The 21827-nt window shown below is 43.0% G+C and carries 18 protein-coding genes; 8 read left to right on the top strand and 10 right to left on the bottom strand.

All coding sequences use genetic code 11. The features are described 5' to 3' along the window. Window positions 1–85: 85 nt before the first annotated feature. The 4 genes from LDO37_RS09880 to LDO37_RS09865 all read left to right on the top strand — a co-directional run bounded on the left by LDO37_RS09880 (window position 86) and on the right by LDO37_RS09865 (window position 5967). Window positions 86–1120 (top strand): efflux RND transporter periplasmic adaptor subunit, encoded by a 1035-nt coding sequence (locus LDO37_RS09880; RefSeq protein ID WP_126609187.1) that lies wholly within the window; start codon window positions 86–88, stop codon window positions 1118–1120. A gap of 1 nt (window position 1121) precedes the next feature. Further along, complete coding sequence (locus LDO37_RS09875; protein ID WP_126609186.1) at window positions 1122–2201, top strand: efflux RND transporter periplasmic adaptor subunit; 1080 nt, start codon at window positions 1122–1124, stop codon at window positions 2199–2201. Beyond that, window positions 2198–5290 (top strand): efflux RND transporter permease subunit, encoded by a 3093-nt coding sequence (locus LDO37_RS09870; RefSeq protein ID WP_126609185.1) that lies wholly within the window; start codon window positions 2198–2200, stop codon window positions 5288–5290. Before LDO37_RS09875 ends, LDO37_RS09870 begins: the two co-directional genes overlap by 4 nt. 113 nt (window positions 5291–5403) lie before the next feature. After that, window positions 5404–5967 carry a DNA-3-methyladenine glycosylase I gene (locus tag LDO37_RS09865; RefSeq protein ID WP_126609184.1) on the top strand — a complete coding sequence of 188 codons (564 nt, stop codon included), beginning with the start codon at window positions 5404–5406 and terminating at the stop codon, window positions 5965–5967. 73 nt (window positions 5968–6040) lie between these two features. Here LDO37_RS09865 and LDO37_RS09860 read toward each other — a convergent pair whose 3' ends face one another. Together LDO37_RS09860 and cls are read right to left on the bottom strand one after the other, a co-directional pair. After that, entirely contained in the window at window positions 6041–7249 is a 1209-nt protein-coding gene (locus tag LDO37_RS09860) for a cystathionine beta-lyase (protein ID WP_126609183.1), read from the bottom strand. A gap of 343 nt (window positions 7250–7592) precedes the next feature. Continuing rightward, on the bottom strand, window positions 7593–9047 hold the full coding sequence (gene cls, locus LDO37_RS09855; protein ID WP_126609891.1) for a cardiolipin synthase: 1455 nt from the start codon (window positions 9045–9047) through the stop codon (window positions 7593–7595). Between the two features lie 400 nt (window positions 9048–9447). On the opposite strand from cls, the gene LDO37_RS09850 reads away from it, so the two are divergent. The 4 genes from LDO37_RS09850 (at window position 9448) to LDO37_RS09835 (ending at window position 14475) form a co-directional block, all read left to right on the top strand. Then, window positions 9448–10782, top strand: a complete 1335-nt coding sequence (locus LDO37_RS09850) for a sodium-dependent transporter (RefSeq protein ID WP_126607720.1) — start codon at window positions 9448–9450, stop codon at window positions 10780–10782. 253 nt (window positions 10783–11035) lie between these two features. Then, window positions 11036–12658, top strand: coding sequence for a methyl-accepting chemotaxis protein (locus tag LDO37_RS09845; RefSeq protein WP_126607719.1), 1623 nt, complete (start codon window positions 11036–11038; stop codon window positions 12656–12658). A 189-nt stretch (window positions 12659–12847) separates the two neighbouring features. Continuing rightward, complete coding sequence (locus LDO37_RS09840; protein WP_126607718.1) at window positions 12848–13546, top strand: TIGR01621 family pseudouridine synthase; 699 nt, start codon at window positions 12848–12850, stop codon at window positions 13544–13546. Further along, the gene (locus LDO37_RS09835; protein WP_126607717.1) at window positions 13543–14475 is read left to right on the top strand and encodes a class I SAM-dependent methyltransferase; all 933 of its coding nucleotides are present in this window, start codon (window positions 13543–13545) and stop codon (window positions 14473–14475) included. Before LDO37_RS09840 ends, LDO37_RS09835 begins: the two co-directional genes overlap by 4 nt. A 39-nt stretch (window positions 14476–14514) precedes the next feature. On the opposite strand, the gene LDO37_RS09830 is transcribed toward LDO37_RS09835, so the two are convergent. The 8 genes from LDO37_RS09830 to LDO37_RS09795 form a co-directional block, all read right to left on the bottom strand. After that, the gene (locus LDO37_RS09830) at window positions 14515–16458 is read right to left on the bottom strand and encodes a tetratricopeptide repeat-containing diguanylate cyclase (RefSeq protein WP_126607716.1); all 1944 of its coding nucleotides are present in this window, start codon (window positions 16456–16458) and stop codon (window positions 14515–14517) included. 143 nt (window positions 16459–16601) lie between these two features. Next, window positions 16602–17228, bottom strand: coding sequence for a thiamine phosphate synthase (thiE, locus tag LDO37_RS09825; protein WP_126607715.1), 627 nt, complete (start codon window positions 17226–17228; stop codon window positions 16602–16604). A gap of 162 nt (window positions 17229–17390) precedes the next feature. Then, entirely contained in the window at window positions 17391–18491 is a 1101-nt protein-coding gene (locus tag LDO37_RS09820) for a hypothetical protein (RefSeq protein WP_224056019.1), read from the bottom strand. 58 nt (window positions 18492–18549) lie between these two features. Continuing rightward, the gene (locus LDO37_RS09815) at window positions 18550–19185 is read right to left on the bottom strand and encodes a hypothetical protein (RefSeq protein WP_224056018.1); all 636 of its coding nucleotides are present in this window, start codon (window positions 19183–19185) and stop codon (window positions 18550–18552) included. A 47-nt stretch (window positions 19186–19232) separates the two neighbouring features. After that, the gene (locus LDO37_RS09810) at window positions 19233–20135 is read right to left on the bottom strand and encodes a Mu-like prophage major head subunit gpT family protein (protein ID WP_126607713.1); all 903 of its coding nucleotides are present in this window, start codon (window positions 20133–20135) and stop codon (window positions 19233–19235) included. A gap of 2 nt (window positions 20136–20137) precedes the next feature. Continuing rightward, window positions 20138–20875, bottom strand: coding sequence for a phage protease (locus LDO37_RS09805; protein WP_224056017.1), 738 nt, complete (start codon window positions 20873–20875; stop codon window positions 20138–20140). Between the two features lie 195 nt (window positions 20876–21070). After that, a complete protein-coding gene (locus LDO37_RS09800; RefSeq protein WP_126607711.1) occupies window positions 21071–21442 on the bottom strand; it encodes a 6-phospho-beta-glucosidase in 372 nt (123 codons plus the stop codon). Beyond that, window positions 21443–21826: a Mor transcription activator family protein gene (locus LDO37_RS09795; RefSeq protein WP_126607710.1), complete on the bottom strand. Its 384-nt coding sequence runs from the start codon at window positions 21824–21826 to the stop codon at window positions 21443–21445. Window position 21827 lies beyond the last annotated feature (1 nt).

The following is a 21827-nucleotide window of genomic DNA, read 5'->3' as shown; positions in this document are numbered from 1 at the left end:
ATACATTTATCTCTGAATTGCACTGGAACGCATATCTGTTTTCATCTATGTTATTACGAAGTTTCAAAACATGGATGAACACGCTATGCGTTTCAAATTTCATATACTTGCCCTATCTGTAGCAACGTTAGCTGGTTGTGGTCGAGAGTTACCTCCAATACCCGAGCCAGATTCCCGACCTGCAAAACTCCTCACCATTTCCCTTAGCGAGAAGCAACTTTTCCGTGAGTTCCCTGCTACTTCTGAAGCCGGAGATAAAGCGGTTCTGGCGTTTCGCGTGCCAGGGCAACTTCAATCAATTCCTGCAACTGCGGGTAAGCAAGTCAATAAAGGCGATATCCTCGCGACGCTTAACCCCGATGAATACCAACAATTATTGAAACAAGCACAAGCGAATTTTAACTTGGCCGAAGTCCAATATTTACGATTCAAGAAACTTCGTAAAGACAAGGTGGTTTCAGAGCAAGATTTCGATAAAGCCGCTGCAAATCATAGCTCGGCGTTGGCAAGCCTATATCAAGCCAAAGCAAACGTGAGTTATGCCTCGCTTAAAGCCCCATATAGTGGAACGATTTCCATCGTTAATGCCCAAAATTTTGAATTTGTAGGTGCTCAACAAGGCGTAATGAACATCCAAACCGATCGGATTTTGAAAGTCGTTTTCCAGCTTCCAGAACATGTGTTCCGTCGCTTTTCAATCGGTGATGTTGTTTCTGCAGAAATGAAATTTGATACATACCTTGATCGTACATTCCCTCTTACTTTCCAAGAAATAGATACGGAAGCGGATCCAAAAACCAATAGTTATAAAGTGACCATGGTGATGGAAAGACCAGAAGACGTCGGTTTACTGCCAGGTATGTCGGGTATTGTGCGTGTGGAAATTCCTGAGGGGAGAGAAACATCGATTCCTTCAAGCGCTGTCATGGTGAGTGAAGGGCAATCCTTTGTATGGAAAAGAAACAGCGATGGCTCTGTTGAGAGCACTTCGGTGAGCTTGGATGATAACTATCACATTATCAGTGGTCTCGAAGATGGCGATCAGATTGTTATTTCCGGTGTTTCCAAACTGGAAGAAGGAATGAAAGTGCGCGAGTGGATTAAGGAGCGAGGTCTGTAATATGAATATTAAAGTACCTTTAACATTACTTGCGCTATCTGTTTTGGTGGGTTGCGGTCAAGTTACCGTGGTGGAAGACAAGCCATTACCGAGAGTGAAAGTCGTTGAGCTTGGAGAATCAATTCAAAAAGAACAAATGTTTTTCCCTGCAGTCGCTGAGGCGGCCGACAAATCTGCGCTGAGTTTTCGTGTATCTGGTGAAATCAGTAAATTGACTGCAAAAGAGGGCGATCGCGTCAAAAAAGGGCAGGTTATCGCGCAGCTCGACCCTACCGACTACCAATTGAAAGTCAATAATGCGCAGGCAAAGTTTTCGGTTGCGGATAGCCAATATCGCCGTTCAGAGCCTTTGGTGAAAAAGGGGCTGCTTGCTCAGTCGCAATTTGATGAACTTGCTGCACAGAGAGAAATTGCATTAGCCGAACTTGAACTCGCCAAACTTCATCTTTCCTTTACCAAGCTGCTTGCTCCGATGTCGGGAATCATTTCCCGTGTTAACGTCGATCAGTTTGAAAACATTCAAGTTGGTCAGCATATCGTGAACATACACAGCACTGAACAAGTGGATGTGTTAGTGCAGATACCCGACAGATTGTTTGTTGCACAGCCCAAAGATTTGGATATTGAAAACATTCAAGTTGTGGTGCGTTTGAAAGAAGGGGTGGAATACCCAGCGGTAATTAAGGAATACACTACCGAGCCTGACCCTAAAACGGCGACTTACAACGTAACGCTTACTATGCCAATGCCGGACGACACTATTATTCTGGACGGTATGGCTGTTGAAGTAGCGGCACAAGGGCAAAACCAGGGGCTTAACTTCCGTCTCGGAATTAGCGCTCCAATTGAAGCGATTTTCAATAGCGACGGTGATAATTTGGATCGAGACAATAAGTTTGCTTGGGTAATAGACGAAAATAATATCGCGCAAAAAACACCGATCGTAACTGGAAAAGTGAACTTGAGTGAAGTTCAAATAGTCGAGGGATTAGAGCACGGACAGCGAATTGTAACCGCTGGTGTTGCGAGATTGCGTAATGGTATGAAAGTAGAATTAGTCGAGCAGGAGGCAGGTCAATGAGTAATGCAAACCAGCCACTAAACCCTGAAGAGAAAGGCGTCGCTGCGTATTTCATTAAAAACCGCGTGATCAGCTGGATGGTATCACTTATCTTTTTGATAGGTGGTGTATCGGCGTTCTTTGGATTAGGTCGTTTAGAAGACCCGGCATTTACAATCAAAGATGCCATGATCATAACGTCTTATCCGGGTGCTACACCGCTTCAGGTTGAAGAGGAAGTCACTTATCCGCTTGAAAAAGCCATCCAGCAGTTAACTTATGTGGATGAAGTTAATTCGACATCTTCACGTGGTTTATCGCAAATCAGTGTGACCATGAAAAGTAACTATGGTCCCGACGATTTACCACAAATATGGGATGAACTTCGTCGAAAAGTGAACGATACCCAGTCTCAACTGCCTCCTGGTGTTAACCCTACTCAAGTTATTGATGACTTTGGGGATGTTTACGGAATTCTACTTGCAGTCACAGGGGATGGTTACACATACAAAGAGTTGCTGGACTATGTTGATTACCTTCGCCGAGATTTAGAGCTTGTTGATGGTGTCGGTAAAGTGAATGTATCGGGACAACAACAAGAGCAAGTATTCATTGAGATCTCAATGAAGCGTATGAGTACATTAGGTATCTCGCCAAGTACGGTTTTCAACCTTCTATCCACCCAGAACACCGTCAGTGATGCGGGTGCTATTCGAATAGGTGATGAATACATTCGTATTCAACCAACAGGTGAGTTCGAGAATGTCGATAAACTTGGTGATTTAATTCTGACGGAAGGGGGCGCTCAAGGGCTAATCTTCTTACGGGATGTTGCCGAGATAAAACGTGGATACGTAGACGTTCCTAAAAATATCATCAACTACAATGGTCAAGTTGCACTGAACTTGGGTGTGTCATTTAGCCAAGGGGTAAATGTAGTTGAGGTTGGCGAAAGGTTTGACCGTCGCCTAGCAGAGCTGAAATATCAGCAACCCATCGGAATTGAAATATCAGAAATTTACAGCCAGCCGAAAGAAGTTGATAAATCGGTAAGTGGATTTGTGGTTAGTCTGGGGCAAGCTGTAGCGATTGTAATTGTTGTGCTTCTGTTCTTTATGGGGCTGCGCTCTGGTTTACTCATTGGTTTAATTCTGTTGCTGACGGTATTTGGTACGTTCATTTTTATGAAGTACCTCGCCATAGATTTGCAACGTATTTCACTGGGTGCTTTGGTCATCGCATTAGGGATGCTGGTGGACAATGCGATTGTGGTTGTGGAAGGGATACTCATCGGCACCCAAAAAGGTCGAACGAGATTGCAGGCTGCGACCGATATTGTAACCCAAACCAAATGGCCGCTTCTTGGTGCGACGGTTATTGCTGTTACCGCTTTTGCACCAATCGGTTTGTCTGACGATGCGACAGGTGAATATTGTGGAACCTTGTTTACCGTTCTACTGATTTCTTTGATGCTGAGTTGGTTTACCGCTATTTCACTGACGCCTTTCTTTGCAGATTTGTTCTTTAAAGAGCAAAAGTCCGATAAGAATGAAGAACCGTCAGACCCATACAACGGCATGGTATTTGCGCTTTACCGCGGTTTCTTAGAGTTCTGCATGAAGCGTGCTTGGTTGACCGTTGTTGTACTTATCGTTGCGTTGATGGCTTCGTTATACGGGTTCACTAAAATTAAGCAGTCGTTCTTCCCATCATCGACCACACCGATGTTTATGGTTGACGTTTGGATGCCAGAAGGAACGGATATACGAGCGACAAACACGAAGTTGAAAGTGATTGCGGACTGGTTAGAGAATAAAGACGGTGTCGAACATATCACCACTACAGCCGGTCAAGGCTTACAGCGCTTTATGTTGACCTATGCCCCTGAAAAGGCATATGCCGCTTATGGTGAAATTACCACTCGAGTGACCAGCCACGAAAAGCTTGAGCCGTTGATGGGAGCTTTGCGCGAATACATCGAGGCTAACTTCCCGGAGATTAACTACAAGCTAAAACGTATTGAGCTTGGTCCCGGTGGCGGTGCGAAGATTGAAGCGAGAATAGTGGGCTCCGATCCAACAGTACTTCGTGGTATTGCCGCAGAAGTTATCGACATAATGAATGCCGATAAAGGAACACACAACATTCGACATGACTGGCGAGAAAGAACCAAAGTGCTGGAACCTGTCTTTAACGAAAGCCAGGCACGTCGTTACGGTATCACTAAGTCAGATGTTGATGAGCTTCTTATGATGTCCTTCTCTGGCAAAAATATTGGTGTGTATCGCGATGGTACAACGTTAATGCCTATCGTCTCTCGCCTACCGGAAGAAGAGCGCGTTGACTTGAGAAACATTGAAGGGATGAAAATCTGGAGCCCAGCTCTAAGCGAATTTATTCCGTTGCAGCAAGTCACATTGGGCTACGACATTCGCTGGGAAGACCCGTTGATTGTAAGAAAAGATCGCAAGCGCATGCTTACGGTAATGGCAGACCCAGATCCATTAGGAGAAGAAACAGCCTCGACGCTACAGAAACGACTCATGTCCCAGATTGAAGCCATTGAAATGCCGTCCGGTTATTATCTTGAATGGGGCGGTGAGTACGAATCCTCTCGTGATGCGCAGGAATCCTTGTTTAAGACGATGCCTCTTGGCTATCTATTCATGTTCTTGATTACGGTTTTCTTGTTCAATTCAGTGAAAGAGCCATTGATCGTATGGCTGACTGTTCCATTAGCCGTTATTGGTGTTACGTGTGGTTTGTTACTGTTTGACACGCCATTTGGCTTTATGGCGCTCTTGGGCTTCTTAAGCTTGTCTGGCATGCTATTGAAAAATGGTATTGTTCTACTGGATCAAATTGAGATTGAGATGAAGTCGGGTAAAGACCCATATTTAGCGGTGGTTGATGCAGCGTTAAGCCGTGTTAGACCAGTATGTATGGCAGCAATTACGACCATCCTAGGTCTTGTACCACTTCTGCCAGATATCTTCTTTAAGCCAATGGCAGTCACAATCATGTTTGGATTGGGTTTCGCAACAGTACTGACACTTATTGTCGTACCCGTGTTGTATCGTCTATTTCATAGAGTGAAAGTGGAAAGCTAACTAGCTAAAAAGCGTTAACTTAGCCCGCCGCTCGGCGGGCTAATTGTATTTTGGGGTTACTTGGTTATAGAGTATTAAACTGTTAGACAGATGTTGAATGTTAAGGAAAAGGCATGGCAGACACTACATGTGCATGGGCAACGGATCATGAATTGGAAAGGGAATATCACGATGCTGAGTGGGGAGTTCCTGTCTATGATGATCAAGTTTTGTTTGAGTTTATCACTCTTGAAGGGGCGCAAGCTGGCTTAAGTTGGATAACCATTTTGAAAAAGCGTGAAGGGTATCGAAGCGCATTTGAAAATTACGACATTGAAAAGCTAGCGACATACGATGAACTTAAAGTAGCGCACGTTATAGAAAATTATGACGTCGTTAGGCATAAGGGAAAGGTCGCCTCTGTATACAGTAATGCACGTGCAACCATAGAACTTCAAAAGGAATTTGGTTCTCTGTCGAATGCGCTTTGGCAATTTGTGGGCGGTAAACCAAAAGTGAATAGTTGGACGTCAGCGGATCAAGTACCAGCGTCAACAGAACAGTCAAAAGAGATGAGTAAGTTCTTAAAAAAACGTGGCTTTAAGTTTGTTGGTGAAACTATCTGCTACGCGTTTATGCAGGCGGTTGGGATGGTTAATGATCATACCGTGGATTGCCCTAAGTACAAAGTGATCTAAATTTGCGTCTAGCAAAACCTGCTTTATATGAAAACCCCCAGCGTCTGTGCTGGGGTTTTCTTTTGATTGGGTATTATTGCTCTAACGATGCTTTTTCGAGAATGATGGCATTGTAGCGCTCTAATCCTGCTTCTAGATCGGCGATCAAATCATCCGTATCTTCTAAGCCTATATGTAGGCGGATCAGTGTCCCTTCAAAATTAGGGTTGGCTACCGTTCTAAGGTAGTTAAAGCTTTTAGGCTCATTTGCCAAAATCAAGCTTTCAAAACCACCCCATGAATAGCCCATGCTAAAGTGCTTCATACCGTCCAATAGTGCTGTTGTGGCACGAGGGTAAGAGGATTTCAGTACGAATGAAAATAAACCATTTGAACCTTTGAAATCACGCTTATAGAACTCATGACCAGGGCAAGATTCTAGAGCTGGATGTCTTACATGGTCGACCTCTGGGCGAGACTCTAGCCATTTGGCTACCTTAAGGCTGTTTTCGTGGTGTTGGCGTAAACGAACATCCAGTGTGCGAATACCCCGTAAACCTAAATAGGCATCATCCGGCGAGACGCATTGTCCAAGTAGGTAGCTTTGCTCACGAAGTTGATCCCAGTATTTCTCCGAAGCGACAGCCGTACCTAGCATCACGTCTGAATGACCAACGATATACTTTGTGGCTGCTTGAATCGAAATGTCCACACCGTGCTCAAAAGGAGAAAGGTTAACGCCTGCGCCCCATGTGTTGTCCAACATAACAATAATGTCGCTTTCGTGAGCAATTCTGGACAAAGTAGGCAAATCCTGCACTTCCATGGTGATAGAGCCAGGGGATTCGGTAAATAAAATTTTAGTGTTTGGTTGAATGAGGTCGCGAATTCCCTCTCCGATCATTGGGTCGTAATAGGTTGTCTCGACGCCCATTTTTTTTAGCATCACGTTGCAGAAATCACGTGTTGGCTCATAGCAGGTATCGACCATCAATATATGATCACCAGATTCAACAAAGGAAAGAATAGCGCTGGTAATTGCTGCTGTGCCACAAGGGTACAGTGCACAGCCAGCACCACCTTCGATTTCAACCATAGCTTCTTGGAAAGCAAAATGTGTCTGAGTGCCTCTTCGTCCATAAAAAAGAGTGTGCCCTTGGCGCTCCGAAGTGGCTTTATGTTTTTCTGCAACCGTATTGAAAACGACCGTTGATGCACGCTGAACTGGAGGGTTAACTACGCCATTTGTCCATTTCTTACTGCGTCCTGCTGTGACCAGCTTGGTCTGGTATTTCTCAGACATTCTTTTTCCTTGTCCTACTAGGGTCTGTTGACCTTTCGTGGTTAAATTTTGTTCGAGTTCTATGCCTTTTAATCGCGGCGCAAGGTGTGTAGCCTAGTCATTCTAAGCAAATACCTTGCAACAAAGAGTAAAAGGCATAGAAACGAACCCTTCGGGCAGAATTTGTGGCTTATTTCTACTGCGTTATCGCTCATTGATGTAGAGCGACTACACCGAATGAGCGTTGCCTTGTATAAATCACCCACAAATTGCTGCAAAAATCATCTCGAAAGGTCAACAGACCCTAAAGATTTGATTCTATTTAAACCATTTTAAGAGGGGGGAACGCAAGTGTTATTTCCCTTTAAAGAAGGGGGCTGAGTAAGAAATAGGCACGTTCAAAAATTCGATGGACAATTCCTCGCTCCGACCAGGTAGCCGACTCGATTTTATGCGCATTTTCTATGTAGGATTCTTGAAGCCAGTAAAGCTCTTTTGTGAAAGAAACATCATCTACCGCTAAAGTTACTTCGAAGTTCAGCCAAAGGCTGCGCATATCTAGGTTTACCGTACCAATCAAACATTGGTGTTGATCGATGACGACCGATTTGGTGTGTAACAAACCGCCGCGGAATTCATAGATTTCAATGCCTGAATTTAATAATTCGCTATAAAACGCCTTAGATGCCCACTTCACCATAATGGAATCATTGCGATGAGGAATGATAAGTTGCACTTTAACACCGCGTTGTGCCGTCATTTTAAGTGTTTCTAACAACTGATCACTCGGGACGAAATAGGGTGTAGTGATTCTGACGGATTCTTTCGCTTGATTGATAGAAAGAATCATAACCTGTTGAATTAGGTTTTCTGGCATCCCAGGTCCCGATGGCACAACCTGAACTGGGTGCAAACCATTTTCTTGATCAACAGGACAATGGGGGAAGGTTGGAAATTCTCTTTTCCCTGTCTCTACTTCCCAATCCCATGCGTGAATGGCCGACAAAACATTAACAGTTGGCCCAGAAATTCGAACCATGACGTCTATCCATTGACCAACCCCCGCACCTTGTTTGAAATGCGCAGGATCAACCATGTTCATTGAGCCGGTGTAAGCAACTTCGTCATCTACAACAATGATTTTTCGATGTTGACGTAAATCCAACCGACGTAGGAATACACGCATTGGAGATACGGCAAGCGCATGAATGACTTCAATGCCTGCTGTTTCCATCATGGCTTTCCAGTGGCTTTTAAAAAAACGATGGCTACCTGCGGAATCGAGAAGAACTTGAACTTTAACTCCCCGCTTTGACGCTTGTATCAAAGCGGATGCAACGGAGTCTGCCAGTCCACCCGGGTGCCAAATATAGAATTCCATTCGTATATGGTGTTTTGCCGACTTAATGTCTTCAATAACAGACTGAAGGATTTTTACAGGCGAAGTTTGCAATGAAAGCGTATTGCCACAAAGCGCAGGGATACCAGTACGGTTTGAGCATAAATCGTGAATTTGGGAAATTTGACCTTCCATTAATTCTGGAAGATGAGCTTGGCAATCGTGTAACTGATTGAACCAATATTCGTAGGGGGAAAACATGCGTTGAGCGCGTTCGGCTCGTTTTCTTCCAAGATTCAGTTCGCCAAACAGAAAGTAAAACGCAACACCAAGGATTGGAATGATATAGATGATCATCAACCAAGCCAAAGAAACGCTGACCGCTCTGCGCTTAAGCACTACGCGAATGGTAACCCCTGCAACGAGTACCCAATAGGCAACCAGACCGAACAGAGCGACAAACTGATAAAACTTTTCCATTTTCCTCGACAAATCAGGATGGTAACGAATTTATTCTAACACTATAAGCAGAAGGAGCTTAAGAAGAAACAACAACTACTCGCATATCCCTATTAAGAATGAGAAATGGATGGAATAGCCCGAATATTAGCGGTTTTTATTGAACTGCGATGTGAATAAAATGTACGGATTTGTTGAGGTAATTAATATTGAGTATTTAATTTTAATTAAGATTTGTATCTGGATTTGATTAAAAAAGAAGCGAACAATACTTGGTTTTGAGTCTTTATTGATTAAATAGACTGTGGGCGCTTCCAATTCTAATCTCAAACTGTTTTACTTGCCATTATTCAGTTGAAATTAAGAAAATTAATCACTGTAAACTAAATTTTACAGTGATAAGTCTAATCAGGCGGTATTTATGGCATCAACATCTCGTGCTCAATTTTCTTCTAAATTGGGCTTCATTATGGCAGCAGCGGGCAGTGCTGTCGGTTTAGGTAATATCTGGGGGTTCCCAACTCAAGCGGCCAGTAATGGTGGCGCGGTGTTTTTAATTACTTATCTTGTAATGGTTTTTGTGTTGGCGTGTCCAATGCTGATAGCCGAACTCACTATTGGTCGGTATGGTCAGTCCAACCCCATTCGATCTCTTAAAGCCGTTTGGCCAAACGGTAAGATGGGTGCAGCACTTTTAGGTGTTGTAGCGATGATGGCGGCGTCCCTTATTCTCAGTTTTTACGCTATTATTGCAGGTTGGTTGTTTGGTGAGTTTGCTGGAAGTGCGTTGGAAATTGTGGGACTAAAAGAGGTCTCTACTTGGCTAACAAGCTTTGGTGATAGCCGAAACCTGTTTCTAATGATCTTGTTTATGATTGCAACCATGTATGTAGTAAGAAGCGGTGTCGCTAATGGTATTGAGCGTTGGTCGACCCGATTAATGCCTGTGCTGCTTGTCTTGTTTGTCGTGATGATAGGTTACATTCTTACGCAAGAAGGCGCTTCTGAAGGGCTCAAAATGTATCTCGTTCCTGACTTCTCGCACTTTAACTCTGATTTAGTGGTGAGTGCGATGGGGCAAGCGTTTTTCTCATTGTCTTTGGGTGTTGCAACCATGATGGTGTACGGCTCTTACCTAAAGAAAGATACCAACATCCCTAAAACAGCTGTTCAGGTTTCCCTTGTCGATACTGGCATAGCTATTTGTGCTGGCTTGCTTGTTTTACCCGCGATGTTCGTAGCAAAACAACATGGCGTTCAAATTTTCGATGAAACGGGCGCTCTACTGAGTTCAGACACATTGGTGTTCACTGTACTACCCGCAATGTTCGATACTATGGGTAGCTTCGGCATCGCAGCCAGCATGATGTTTTTCGCACTTATGATGATCGCAGCACTAACATCATCCATTTCCATGTTGGAAGTTCCGGTTGCTTGTGCGATAGAAGAATTAAAGCAAACCCGTACTGCTGCCGTTATATGGATAGGTGGAGTGATTACGTTAATCTCAGCGATTATCGTTCTAAACTTTGGTTCGCTATTTGGTTTAGTCGTACAGGCAACAACGGTGTACGCTCAGCCTATATTGGGTCTAGTTTGGGCACTGCTTGTTGGTTGGATTTGGCATAGAAACAAAGTACTTGAAGAGATACGTCAGGGTTACCCAGAAGTTGAAAACTCAGTGTTTTGGAAAATTTGGCCTGTCTACGTACGAGTAGTTTGTCCTGTATTAATGCTTGTGGTGTTCTTTGCGTAGAAGATCACAGCTTAATTATAAGAATATTAAAAAACACTCACGCCCTAGTTTCTAGGGCTTTTTTGTGTTCGAATATAAATCGAATGTCATATTGTTAATGCTGTAAGTTACATTTCTAAACGTAGACGAGCTTTTGTACATCAACAACGCTTATTGAAACACTTCTTCTTACATATGATATGAGCTCTGCCATTTTTATTCTTTTTAGTTTTATTTTTTTAGGCTCTTACACTGGGCTTTTTAAGGACGTTCTATGAATCTTTCAGTCAAGCAAAAGCTGTCGGCCGCTTTTGGCAGCATAATATTTTTAATGGCTATATCCGTTACAGTCGTCTTTTTCCAGGTGAAATCGGCTCACGATTTAGAAAATGCTATCCGCACAGACGATGTTCCGGGAATGGAGCTTTATCTTACCTTGATAGATGAGTCTGGAGACATGCAGCGTGATGCTTTGAGAGTCATTCTAGGCGGTAGCTCGGCGCAATCAGACTTTATTGATAATTACCGTCAATTTGAAAGTGCACTGAACAGCCTTGCGCAAATTGAAACGAGCTCCCACGCGAAAAATACCGTTAATCAGATTAGGAATTTTGGCTCGGAATATAAACGCTCAATTGAATCTCTGTTTCCTTTAGCAAGCCAAGAAGGGAATACAGCAGAGCAAATGAAAGAGCTGTATGTCAAGAAAATGGCAATAGAATCGAAAACCATGGCTCCTATGGAAAAACTTCTAGACCGTGAATCAGCAGCTGAAAAAAGCGACGTTGAAAATGGTCTAAATACGCTAAATGATTCTTTGTCATCCATGAGTAATACGATGATGACGTTACTGGTAGTGGGGTCATTGATTGCTCTGGTTATAGCCTATCGTTTGTCTTCGTCTTTAACAGGTCGTATCGAGAAACTGGAAGTGGTTGCAAAGAGTATTGCGAATGGTGATCTTACATCTGATGAGATTGTAGATAACAGTGGCGATGAGCTCTCAAACCTGGCTGAATCCATCAATGCGATGCAAGGTTCGTTGAAAACACTTTTGACTTCTATTTCGCAGGTTAGTGAGCAAGTGGAAACCGTTACAACGGATCTTTCTCAGGTCACAACGTCTATTTCTCAGGGTGCGACAGAACAAGCCGACAAGGCGAATTTGATCTCTACCGCGTCTGAGGAGCTCACCCTTACGATTGGTGAAGTTGCGCAGCAAAGCGTCGCAACGGCAGACAGTGCTTCGCAATCTGGCGATGCAGCGGAAAGTGGTCGCAATGTTATTTTAGGAATGGTTGGTAGCATCGAGAAAGCATCAACTCAAATGGCTGAAATGTCTGTGAGTATGCGTGAGCTGAACGAGCACGGTGAGCAAATTGGCAGTGTTATCAAAGTGATTGAAGGCATTGCCGAGCAGACCAACTTACTAGCGTTGAATGCGGCTATAGAGGCTGCACGTGCCGGTGAGTCTGGCAGAGGTTTTGCTGTCGTTGCAGATGAAGTTCGTGCTCTTGCCGAGCGTACAACGCAAGCAACTCAAGAAGTTTCTGAAATTATCCAAGCTATTCAGCAGGGCACACAAAAGGTGATGTCTTCTACTTCCGATAGCGTTGAATTGGTTGAGAAGGGTGTTGAACAAAGCGCGGGCGCAGGAGCGGCTCTCGATCAGATAGTGGCAAGTACAAATCAAGTTCAAGGAATGATTGCTGCTATTGCAACAGCGACAGAAGAGCAAACAGCAGTAACACAGGAAATTGCTAACGACATTAGCACCATAAATGATATTTCTGCGAACTCATTGCAACTGGTTGATCGCAGTACGCACGACGTAACAGGCTTAAGCGAGCGTGTGAATGAACTTAAGGGCTTAGTCTCGAAGTTTAAAATTTCATAAGTAGCCTTAGGTTTTCCAATAGCTTCGTTTATCCAATAGCTTAGGTTTTCAAACAGATGAGGTTCTCCAATAACCTAGGCTGGTAATTCTTCTAAGCTTGTAAATCACGTAAGTTTGTAAGAGCTTACTGTATTTAATGGCTTCTTCTGTAGGAATCGCTATAATTCAGCGCCTGCGAAGGAGCCATTTATGTTTGATATCCTCTATACCCATCCCGATTTCCTCATTATTAATAAACACTTTGGTGTCAGTGTGCATAAAGATGACGGTGACGTCAGCTTGCCTATTGAGGTCGCAAAAGTATCAGGGGATGAACAGCTCTATCTGGTGCACCGCTTAGATAAAATGACCTCAGGAATGCTCATTCTGGCAAGGCATGCCAAAGCAGCCAATAAACTCTCATCACTGTTTGCGCAGCGTGAAATAGAAAAATTTTACCTAGCGATTGGGGCAAAAAAGCCAAAAAAGAAGCAAGGTACGATTGTGGGGGATATGGAACGTTCTCGCCGATCCAGTTGGAAATTGATGAGCAGTAAAGCTAACCCTGCTATTACTCAGTTCTTTTCTTCTGCAGGGGAAGCGGGAGAGCGGGTATTTTTATGTAAGCCTTACACAGGTAAAACCCACCAAATCAGAGTGGCATTAAAGTCCGTAGGTTCACCAATTATTGGCGATGATATTTATCATCCTTCTTCCGTCTCGGACCGCGGGTATCTCCATGCGTATGCGCTCAGGTTTACGTATGATGACCATCTTTTCGAATTCCTCTGTAATCCTGCCGAACATGCTCACTGTGGCGAAAAATGGCAGTCACCAGTAATAAAAGAAGCCCTAGAGGCGTGGAAAACTCCTTGGAACCTAATATGGCCAACAGTGAAAACAAAATGAAAACGAACTCTCTTATGCAGTTATGGGCTGCACTTGACTCAGCCATTGAGCAAACGCCCGATGAGGTAAGACGCTTATTTCATGGCCGCGGGCGATGCTGGGAAGGGTTAGAACAAATCACCGTAGATTGGCTACAGGGGCAACTCGTTGTTCATCTATTCAAATCTGTAGAGCCTGATTTTCTAAATGAACTTAAAGATGGATTACTGGGATTAACAAACAAAAAGGCATACCTGCAACGCGGACTGAATGCCATTTTACTCCAGCACCGCTACCAAGATGGTGCACCTTTTGAAGTGATTTGGGGCGAACCAGACCTCAAACCGGTTGTGATGGAATCGGGGCTAAAGTATCAATTGGAGCTGGGTAAAAATCAGAATTTTGGCTTGTTCCTAGATATGCGCTTTGGCAGGGATTGGGTACGTGAGCGCGCAAAGCACAAAAAGGTACTAAACCTATTTGCCTATACTTGCGGATTTTCAGTGGCAGCTATTGAGGGTGAAGCCGATCAAGTGGTTAACGTTGATATGGCGAAATCGAGCTTGAGCCGCGGCAGGGACAATCACAAATTAAATGGTCATAACCTGAATTCTGTTAGTTTTATGGGGCACGATATTTTTAAATCATGGGGGAAAATAAAGAAGTACGGACCTTATGATATCGTCGTTATTGATCCGCCATCTTTTCAAAAAGGCAGTTTTGCGCTCACCAAAGACTACCAAAAGATTTTGCGCCGTTTACCCGATTTACTCACCGAGGGTGGGGAAGTACTCGCTTGTGTCAATTCACCTAGCGTAAGCCCAGACTTTTTAATTGAAGGAATGAAGAGAGAAGCGCCCGCTCTGACATTCCAATACCGACTAGATAATCCGCCAGAGTTTAAGGACCGAGATGAAAACTCGAGTTTAAAAGCCATGGTCTTTTCTTAAATCATCGAATAGTGTGTGTCTAAATACGGGAATGCAGAATTACTCACTTTTGGGGAAAACGGCTCTGTTTTTCCCTGAGCGTTTAGCTTCATAAAGGTTTTGATCTGCTTTACGAAAGCTATCATCGCTGTCGCAAAGCTCATTTGGGACAGCTGGTTTGCTGACACCAATGGAGACAGTAATATCGAGCGCTCCAGCTTGCGTAAGAAATGCTTCACTGTTGATGCATTTCAACATGGCATTAATGCGAGTTTTTAAGTGATCATCGGATCGTATTAGTACCAAAAACTCTTCACCTCCCCAGCGGATAAGCATTTCCGTACCGGATACAAGACCGCTCAAGCGTTTAGCCGTTTCAATGAGTACTTCGTCTCCAACGTCATGTCCGAAGGTATCATTAACCGATTTAAAGTTATCTAGATCAAATAAGGCGATTTGATAATGTTGCTCTCGGCTTAAAATATCGTCGCTAGTTAGTTGACGTTGGTAATGTCGCCGATTATGAAGTTTGGTCAGTTCATCGATGTACGATAGATCATGCAGTTCCTTATTTTCACTTTTAATATGAGAAGTTCTGCGAAACGCGTAAATAATGGCAATGACAGCGATCAAGATCCAAGTACAGGCGATTTGAAAGCGCAGTTTCTCTTTGGCTAATTGCGCCGCTCCCAGCTGGTTTTGAATATTCAGTAAATCCTTTTCTTGTCTGATGTGCTGCGTTACAAACGCGTGCTCCAAATCGTAGACTTTACTTAATAAGTGCTGTTTATCTTGTTCATAGTATTGTTTGTACATGGCGAGTGCATCATCGACTTTCCCTAGTAATTCAAGGATATCCGCTTTTTGCTCATAGGCTCTGATTAGCCAACGTTTGTGATTTATAGAGGAAAAGGTAGCGATGGAATCATTGACGTTATAAAGCGCTTTTTGAAGATGACCAAGTTCTTGCAATGCCTTCGATTTAATTAGCTGGCATTGCCCTTGTTGTATTGGTAGCTCAAATATTTCTGGTGCAGCTAGGCAGCGGCTAGAAGTTTCAACCGTTTTAAGATATTGCTTACTAGAAAGGTGTAGTAGGGTTTCCCCTTTTATTTGAAGAATTTTACGCCTAGGGTTAGCCGTTTTCTCGTCGTAATATTTTAACGAAGCATCGTAAGATTCACGTAGCTTTTCAGCGTTGTTTAGCTTGTAGTATACGTACGCTTCGTTCAAATGAATGAGTTGAAGAAGTCCGTTTCTTTCGCGACTGCGTTGAGGCGCAACCGTACGTGCCTTCCCCATAAACTCTAATGCTTTTTCCCAGTTTTCGATATGAAGGTAAAGTAAGCCTAAGTTATTGTAAAACGTGCCGAGTAACTTCTCGTCTCCAATTCTTTTAGATACATCTATTCCGAGCATGAAATGGCGTTGCGCATCCATTAACTGGTTATCAGCGTTACTTAAAAAACCTGCGGTATTATGAGCTTTAGGTAATAGATAAAGAATATGCCTTTCCGTAGCAAGCCTAATGGCTTGGTTGATAAGCTTTGTGCCTTGTTGAATTTCTCCTTTTCTCGCAAGGTTAGTGCTTTCGTCGATCATCATTACGAGAGTCAGCCATGTAAGGTCTTCTTTTTCTGAAAGCTGATTAAGTTTTTGAGTGTACTCTTTCGCAAGTTGATATTCTTTCTTGTCTTTGGCTAAGCTGCGTAAAGTGAAAAGACGGTAAGCCGCTTCTGTAGGAGTCAGTGGAGGTTTGGCTTTAGCATCAAAAGCCTGGAGGGCTTGTTCCGTTTCCCGCGTGGAGGTATCTAGCGTTTTTCTAATTCGCAAAATATCTCGACCATTTTGTGTGTCTTTTAATTCGTTTTCAGGGTGGAAAACGGTGATTTGTGTACCGGTCAAATCTTTAATTGTGGGTTCAAAGAGCACAACATAAGCAGTTAAAATACTGAGGAAACTCAAGCCCAAAAAGGCGGTTATATATAACGCACGTTTTCTCATTGATGAACAGTTCCAGCAGTACCAAGGCTGCCAAATGGTACTATGCCAACCACGTACTTACAACATTATGAACGGTATGCATGTTCTCTCTAGATTGATTGTTCTCTTGAAGCTCAGATTTGACTCAATTCTCATCTGTCTTCTTATTTTTGTGCAGAAAGAATGTTGGAAAGAAGGTTCTCAGCAGCAATTTTTGGGCTTGTCGCGTGACATATCGCAGAGACCAAAGCAATGCCGTGGACCCCAGTGGTCACAACATCCACCAGATTGGATTCATTGATCCCTCCAATCGCTACGGTTGGAAATGGACTGCCTTTTACGGCATGAACCAATCCTTCAATTCCCCATTCGTACTTTACGTCAGACTTTGTTGCCGTTGAAAAAATGGCACTGATTCCGAGGTAATCGACAGGCAACATTTTTGCTTCTTCGAGCTGCCATTTGCTTTCCACTGATAATCCTAAAATTTTGTCTTCACCAAGCAGTTTTCGGGCAAGGGTAGCTGGCATATCGGATTGACCGAGGTGAACACCGTCGGCATCGACCGCAAGTGCTACATCAACTCGATCATTTATAATGAGTTGGACTCCCGTACCAGCAAGTATCGACTTAGCGCACAAGGCTCTTTCGATAAAAGCGCGGACATCTCCATGTTTCTCACGAACTTGTACCATCGTGACACCACCTTTCATGGCTTCAGTCAGCACTGATGAAAATGTATCGATGTCCTGTTTATCGTCTGTGACTAGATAGAGTGTGTAAGGGCTCATGTCGTATCCTCGATGAGTGGGGTGAGTAGAAGAGGTGTTAAAAAAGCGCTGCCAAAACAGCGCTCTTTAGTGGATGTCCACCTTTTAGCTATTGTGCAGCGACGCGCGTTTTGAACAATCCCACCCTACCAAAATGAACAACGACAAAATGTTAACAAGTTGTTAATTAACGCCCGTGTCAGGGTCGATTTTAATAGTCGGTGAAGATGAAGTGACCTTTGTTGTGATTCGGTCATCACTGACAGATACATCTACGTTTATATTCCCCCCCGTGTTGGAGGACAAATATGGATTGTTTACCACCCCTTCATTACTTGGACTTGATGAAAACCATTTCTTGAAGTCGTCTACCACATCCATTAACCCAGCTGAAACAGGGAAACCTTCAGGAAGTTGACTTCTATCAACTTCAGACTGGCGACGAACATTAATAGGAGAGAAGTCAGGGGCGATGGAAAGCCCGTATCCTACGCTGGTCATTTTTGCCAAGTTAGCAAGAGAGAAAAAGCGACCTAGCTTATTTTTTGTCGGTTTATCTGTAGGTTTATCTGTCGGGTTATTTGCACCTGGTATATCCCCACCACCAAAACCACCACCTGGCATGTTTACAACAAACACTGGCATCGCGCCTAAGTCTTGAAAACCACCTTTACCACCTGTGGAACTACCTTTCCCTTTACCTAAGAATCGTCCAGCAGCATTAGCTATATCTAAACCTTTTTTAGCCGCAACCAAGCCACCTACAGCCCAAATGGCAGTCTCACCCCATTTCAACCAGTTTTGAATGGTGTCATCGTCAATGCTGTTAATTGCGTCAGAAAGTTCACGAATAGGTTCAGCAAGCCTCTGGTTGGCAAACTTATCAAAAGAATTCCCCAAAAGCTGCAAACTTGCAGCGGCATCACCTGCTGCTACAGCAGCATCTGCAAGAGTAACAGAGCCATCACCAGTAATTGACATAAACCCATCAAAGGCGTTTGCCGACCCTGTACTTTTATACAAGGCTGTTAGAACGTTGAATGCTTTCTTTGCCTCGTCTGTTAAATTAAGCATTGCTAAGTTTTCTGACATTCCACCTGACTGATTAACGATCTCCTCCATGATTAACGGAAGAGGTCGCATAACTTCAATGCCTTCCTTCAGCTTCTCTTGATCAAAAACGCTAATACCACCGAGCTGTTGAAGCTTCTTCACTCTATCTGGAGAAGTAAGATCACGAATCAAAGATTCGAACACAGTTACTGCTTGTGCGTCTGTTCCCACACCATCTCTAATAACCTGTAATGCCGCCCCAAGTTCAGTAACCGCTTCTGCACCTTGCCTACCTGTAGCAGCATAAGCCGCGAATATTTGAGGTATACTCAGCCATACTAGCTAAGGTAAAAGCACCACTTTTGCCTTGTTTGTTTAGAACATCAATTGACGCCATAGCGGCTTCTGAACCTTCAATTGCAAGCTTTTTAAATTCGGTGAAGATACCACCGACTTGTTGACCTGCTGCACCAGTTGCTTGAATCACAGTGGCTATATTTGGTAGGTTTTCCATGGCATAACCTAAATCACCTGTTTTCGTCAATATCTCTTCGATAGCAGATAGAGATTCACTGGGATCTATTCTAATACCTTCTAGGTTACTGACTCTTTGTATTTCATCATACAACTCAGCTGCTTTATCTTTACTTACCTCTGCTGCAATTGATAGGCGACTTAAACGCCTATCTAATGAAACAAATCCTTTTGCAACTGCTCCCGTAGCAAATGCAGCAGCCATGCCTATATATCGATTACCTAACGCGTCGATACCCCGACCAGCTGCGGCGGTCGTAGTTTTGACTAGGGTCATTGCCTTTTGATTTTTCTTAGCGAACTCACCCATAGAGTTTCCATAATGCCTAGCTTTTGCCGCTAAGTTGCCCGCCAAGTTTAATGTAATCTCTGTCTCTAACTTTTGAGCCATACCGCCCCCATAAGCAAAGGGCTAGCCAATGCTAGCCCTTCTTGATGTTATAAATCTTGAGAAACTAAAATCTCAACCGCTTTATAGTTGGTATTGTCTTCCCCGTTCTCAAGAGTACGACGCAAGACGATCTTCTCTGCGGCAGAACGGTAAGCAACAGGAACAACTAGTACAGTAGGCTTAACCTTTAACGATTTACCTTCGCTGTCTTTCTGCTCCATCATTTTGGTCATCATCAACTCAAAATTAGCTTCTGTTAAAGCAGCTTTAGAACCAAATGCCATTTGCCAGAATGTATAGCCAGCGTTACCACGAGCACGAGTACCGAAAGCGTAATTATCGGTAGTGAAAACATTGTAATCAGTGGAGTCAGTCACCGATTGGAATTCTGGCTTTAAACGCTCTTGCCAAACTAAAGGTTTAAGAGGGCGACTAGTATCTAACATGTACCAGCCTTGACCAGTATCCGTATCAGGATCGCCAATTACATTTGAAAATGTATTTACGCCATCTTCTGACGGGTGGTCAGCGTCAAAGAACGGTTGTCCGTCATAACAAACTTCTGTGAAGCCATTTTTTAGTAAACCAAAAACGTGCTCATCTGGGTACATTTTTGCATCGTAGCCCATTTCTTGAAAGATGATGCCATAGCGACCATAGTCATTATCTTCATAGTCAACACGTGGGATTTCTACGGAGGACTCAAACATCTTGTTCACGATGTTATAGCCGTGTTTTGTCAGATTCTTCATTTGTCGAGAACCGATCCATTCTTTAAGGCGTGGGAAGTCCCCTAACCAACCATAGCCAGTAGCACCAGCAGAAGATGGAAGAACAGTAGCAATCATCGGGTAATCTGGTTTTGCACCTTCAGCACCCACATCAAAGCGACCTGCAAACGCGGTTTTAGATTCAATGACTACATTAGTAATATCGATTGGAGTTGGCATTGTTAAACCTCTTTATTCTTTACATTTAAAAACTGTTCTTCGGAAATTCCAACATTTCGACAGACAGCTAACTGTGTTTCATTTAATGACGATGAATTTTGCTTTGTTTTATGTGGCGTATTGGTACTCTTATTTAAATAAGAAAAACCAGACGTGCTACCAGCAAACTTTTTAAACTCATCAATCCCTTGGCTACGGCAGCAAGCAACTAAAAAATCACGCTGTGCGGGAGTAAATACGGCATCACTTACATAACCATCAACTAAGGATTCAATTTCCTTTTTCTCGGCTTGACTATCGCGAGAGTTTAAAGCTGACAATAATTCATCATCAGAGGTGACATTAGAACCAAGGGCTTTTGATAGCTTTTCCCACTTATTATCTGGTTCGTTCTGTCGGCTATTTAAAGCTTGCATTACTAGGTTTGGCTTATTGGTTAAACCGACACTAGATAACGAAATAACTTCTTTGCTTTCGTTGTAATTGAATGCAGGTGATAAAAAACGATACTCACGCGAGTTAATTGCACTTGCGGCTTTCTTCGTCCAATCCGCTTTAGCCCATATTTCACCATTGCGAATTTCTAACTCTTCAATCCAACCAGCAGCAGGGGCTTCTTCTCCTTTTGTTGCCTTTAGTTCTTGACCATGTTCGTAGTCAATAACCATAGGGACTTTCATTTCATGAAAGGCGTGTAGGATAGCTTTAGGATTTCTCAAAACCCAACTGCGACCATCCAAACCTTTGATGTCAGGTACTAGGTAGAATCTGTACCCACTGACTCGCTTTTTCGTCTAATTCTTTACATAACGCTGTAACGGGCATAACTTTAGCCTCATACCATGTTTAAACTACGTTTAAATCGCTCTATATTGATTTAAACATTTTCTTTTGATCCAATGCTCAACCAAAACGGAAAGCTTCAATACAGCGCGTTACGCGAGCATTTCCCCATCATTACCTGAATGCAATTCTGAAACCGCCATACTTGCAGTTAAAATTACGTTCCAGTCTTGAGCTGTTATCTTGTAATCGCAAATATCACCATATGTAAAAATGACATGATGCTTACCAAGGTAACTAATAGAAGCAGCCGCATTTTCATTAAGAAGCATTAAGCCCTTAATCGCTTGAGTATGTTTGTCATTAACTGGTTTGAAATCAGGCATATTAACTAGATGTTGGTGCTGAGCATCAACTAAACCGACCACTGTATCTCTAGATGCATTTGATAATGGTTCTATTGATACTGTCTTAACCAGTTCGCCATTAATAAGAACACCGTCAATTAGATTGTATAAATACATTTACTTCACTCCATCCATTGCTTTTCTAATTTCAGCGTCAGCCTTTCTGCAAGCCTTAATAACTCTTTGAATTGCAATAACAGACATTCCATATTTTCGAGACAGTTCATTAGCATTGTTACCTTTGAACTCCTTATAGATAAGTCTATATGTCACTGCTTGTTTAAATGCATCATCACTAGGCAAATAAATTTGACAGCCACCAAATACCGACACCATTAAACAAATGAATTTAACTGTATCTCTTTCTTCAAGATTAAATTCCTTTGAACGAGATAAGAACTCGTCAAATACTTTTGTTTTTGATGGGTTCATTTTAATCAAATCAATAACAACGTTTAACGCCATATCTTTGTTCGCAATATCTAACCAACTAATTGACATT

It is taken from the genome of Vibrio penaeicida (assembly GCF_019977755.1).
In the GTDB taxonomy this organism is placed as follows: domain Bacteria; phylum Pseudomonadota; class Gammaproteobacteria; order Enterobacterales; family Vibrionaceae; genus Vibrio; species Vibrio penaeicida.
The sequence above is the reverse complement of the archived record's forward strand: the minus strand, read 5'-3'. Positions and strand labels throughout refer to the sequence as shown.

Coding starts and splice junctions, on each gene's coding strand:
- LDO37_RS09810 (WP_126607713.1), bottom strand. CDS start 20,135: ATGCCAACTCCAATCGATATTACTAATGTAGTCATTGAATCTAAAACC.
- thiE (WP_126607715.1), bottom strand. CDS start 17,228: ATGAGCCCTTACACACTCTATCTAGTCACAGACGATAAACAGGACATC.
- LDO37_RS09830 (WP_126607716.1), bottom strand. CDS start 16,458: ATGAGAAAACGTGCGTTATATATAACCGCCTTTTTGGGCTTGAGTTTC.
- LDO37_RS09800 (WP_126607711.1), bottom strand. CDS start 21,442: ATGTATTTATACAATCTAATTGACGGTGTTCTTATTAATGGCGAACTG.
- LDO37_RS09880 (WP_126609187.1), top strand. CDS start 86: ATGCGTTTCAAATTTCATATACTTGCCCTATCTGTAGCAACGTTAGCT.
- cls (WP_126609891.1), bottom strand. CDS start 9,047: ATGGAAAAGTTTTATCAGTTTGTCGCTCTGTTCGGTCTGGTTGCCTAT.
- LDO37_RS09865 (WP_126609184.1), top strand. CDS start 5,404: ATGGCAGACACTACATGTGCATGGGCAACGGATCATGAATTGGAAAGG.
- LDO37_RS09860 (WP_126609183.1), bottom strand. CDS start 7,249: ATGTCTGAGAAATACCAGACCAAGCTGGTCACAGCAGGACGCAGTAAG.
- LDO37_RS09845 (WP_126607719.1), top strand. CDS start 11,036: ATGAATCTTTCAGTCAAGCAAAAGCTGTCGGCCGCTTTTGGCAGCATA.
- LDO37_RS09835 (WP_126607717.1), top strand. CDS start 13,543: ATGAAAACGAACTCTCTTATGCAGTTATGGGCTGCACTTGACTCAGCC.
- LDO37_RS09875 (WP_126609186.1), top strand. CDS start 1,122: ATGAATATTAAAGTACCTTTAACATTACTTGCGCTATCTGTTTTGGTG.
- LDO37_RS09795 (WP_126607710.1), bottom strand. CDS start 21,826: ATGTCAATTAGTTGGTTAGATATTGCGAACAAAGATATGGCGTTAAAC.
- LDO37_RS09840 (WP_126607718.1), top strand. CDS start 12,848: ATGTTTGATATCCTCTATACCCATCCCGATTTCCTCATTATTAATAAA.
- LDO37_RS09850 (WP_126607720.1), top strand. CDS start 9,448: ATGGCATCAACATCTCGTGCTCAATTTTCTTCTAAATTGGGCTTCATT.
- LDO37_RS09815 (WP_224056018.1), bottom strand. CDS start 19,185: ATGGCTCAAAAGTTAGAGACAGAGATTACATTAAACTTGGCGGGCAAC.
- LDO37_RS09870 (WP_126609185.1), top strand. CDS start 2,198: ATGAGTAATGCAAACCAGCCACTAAACCCTGAAGAGAAAGGCGTCGCT.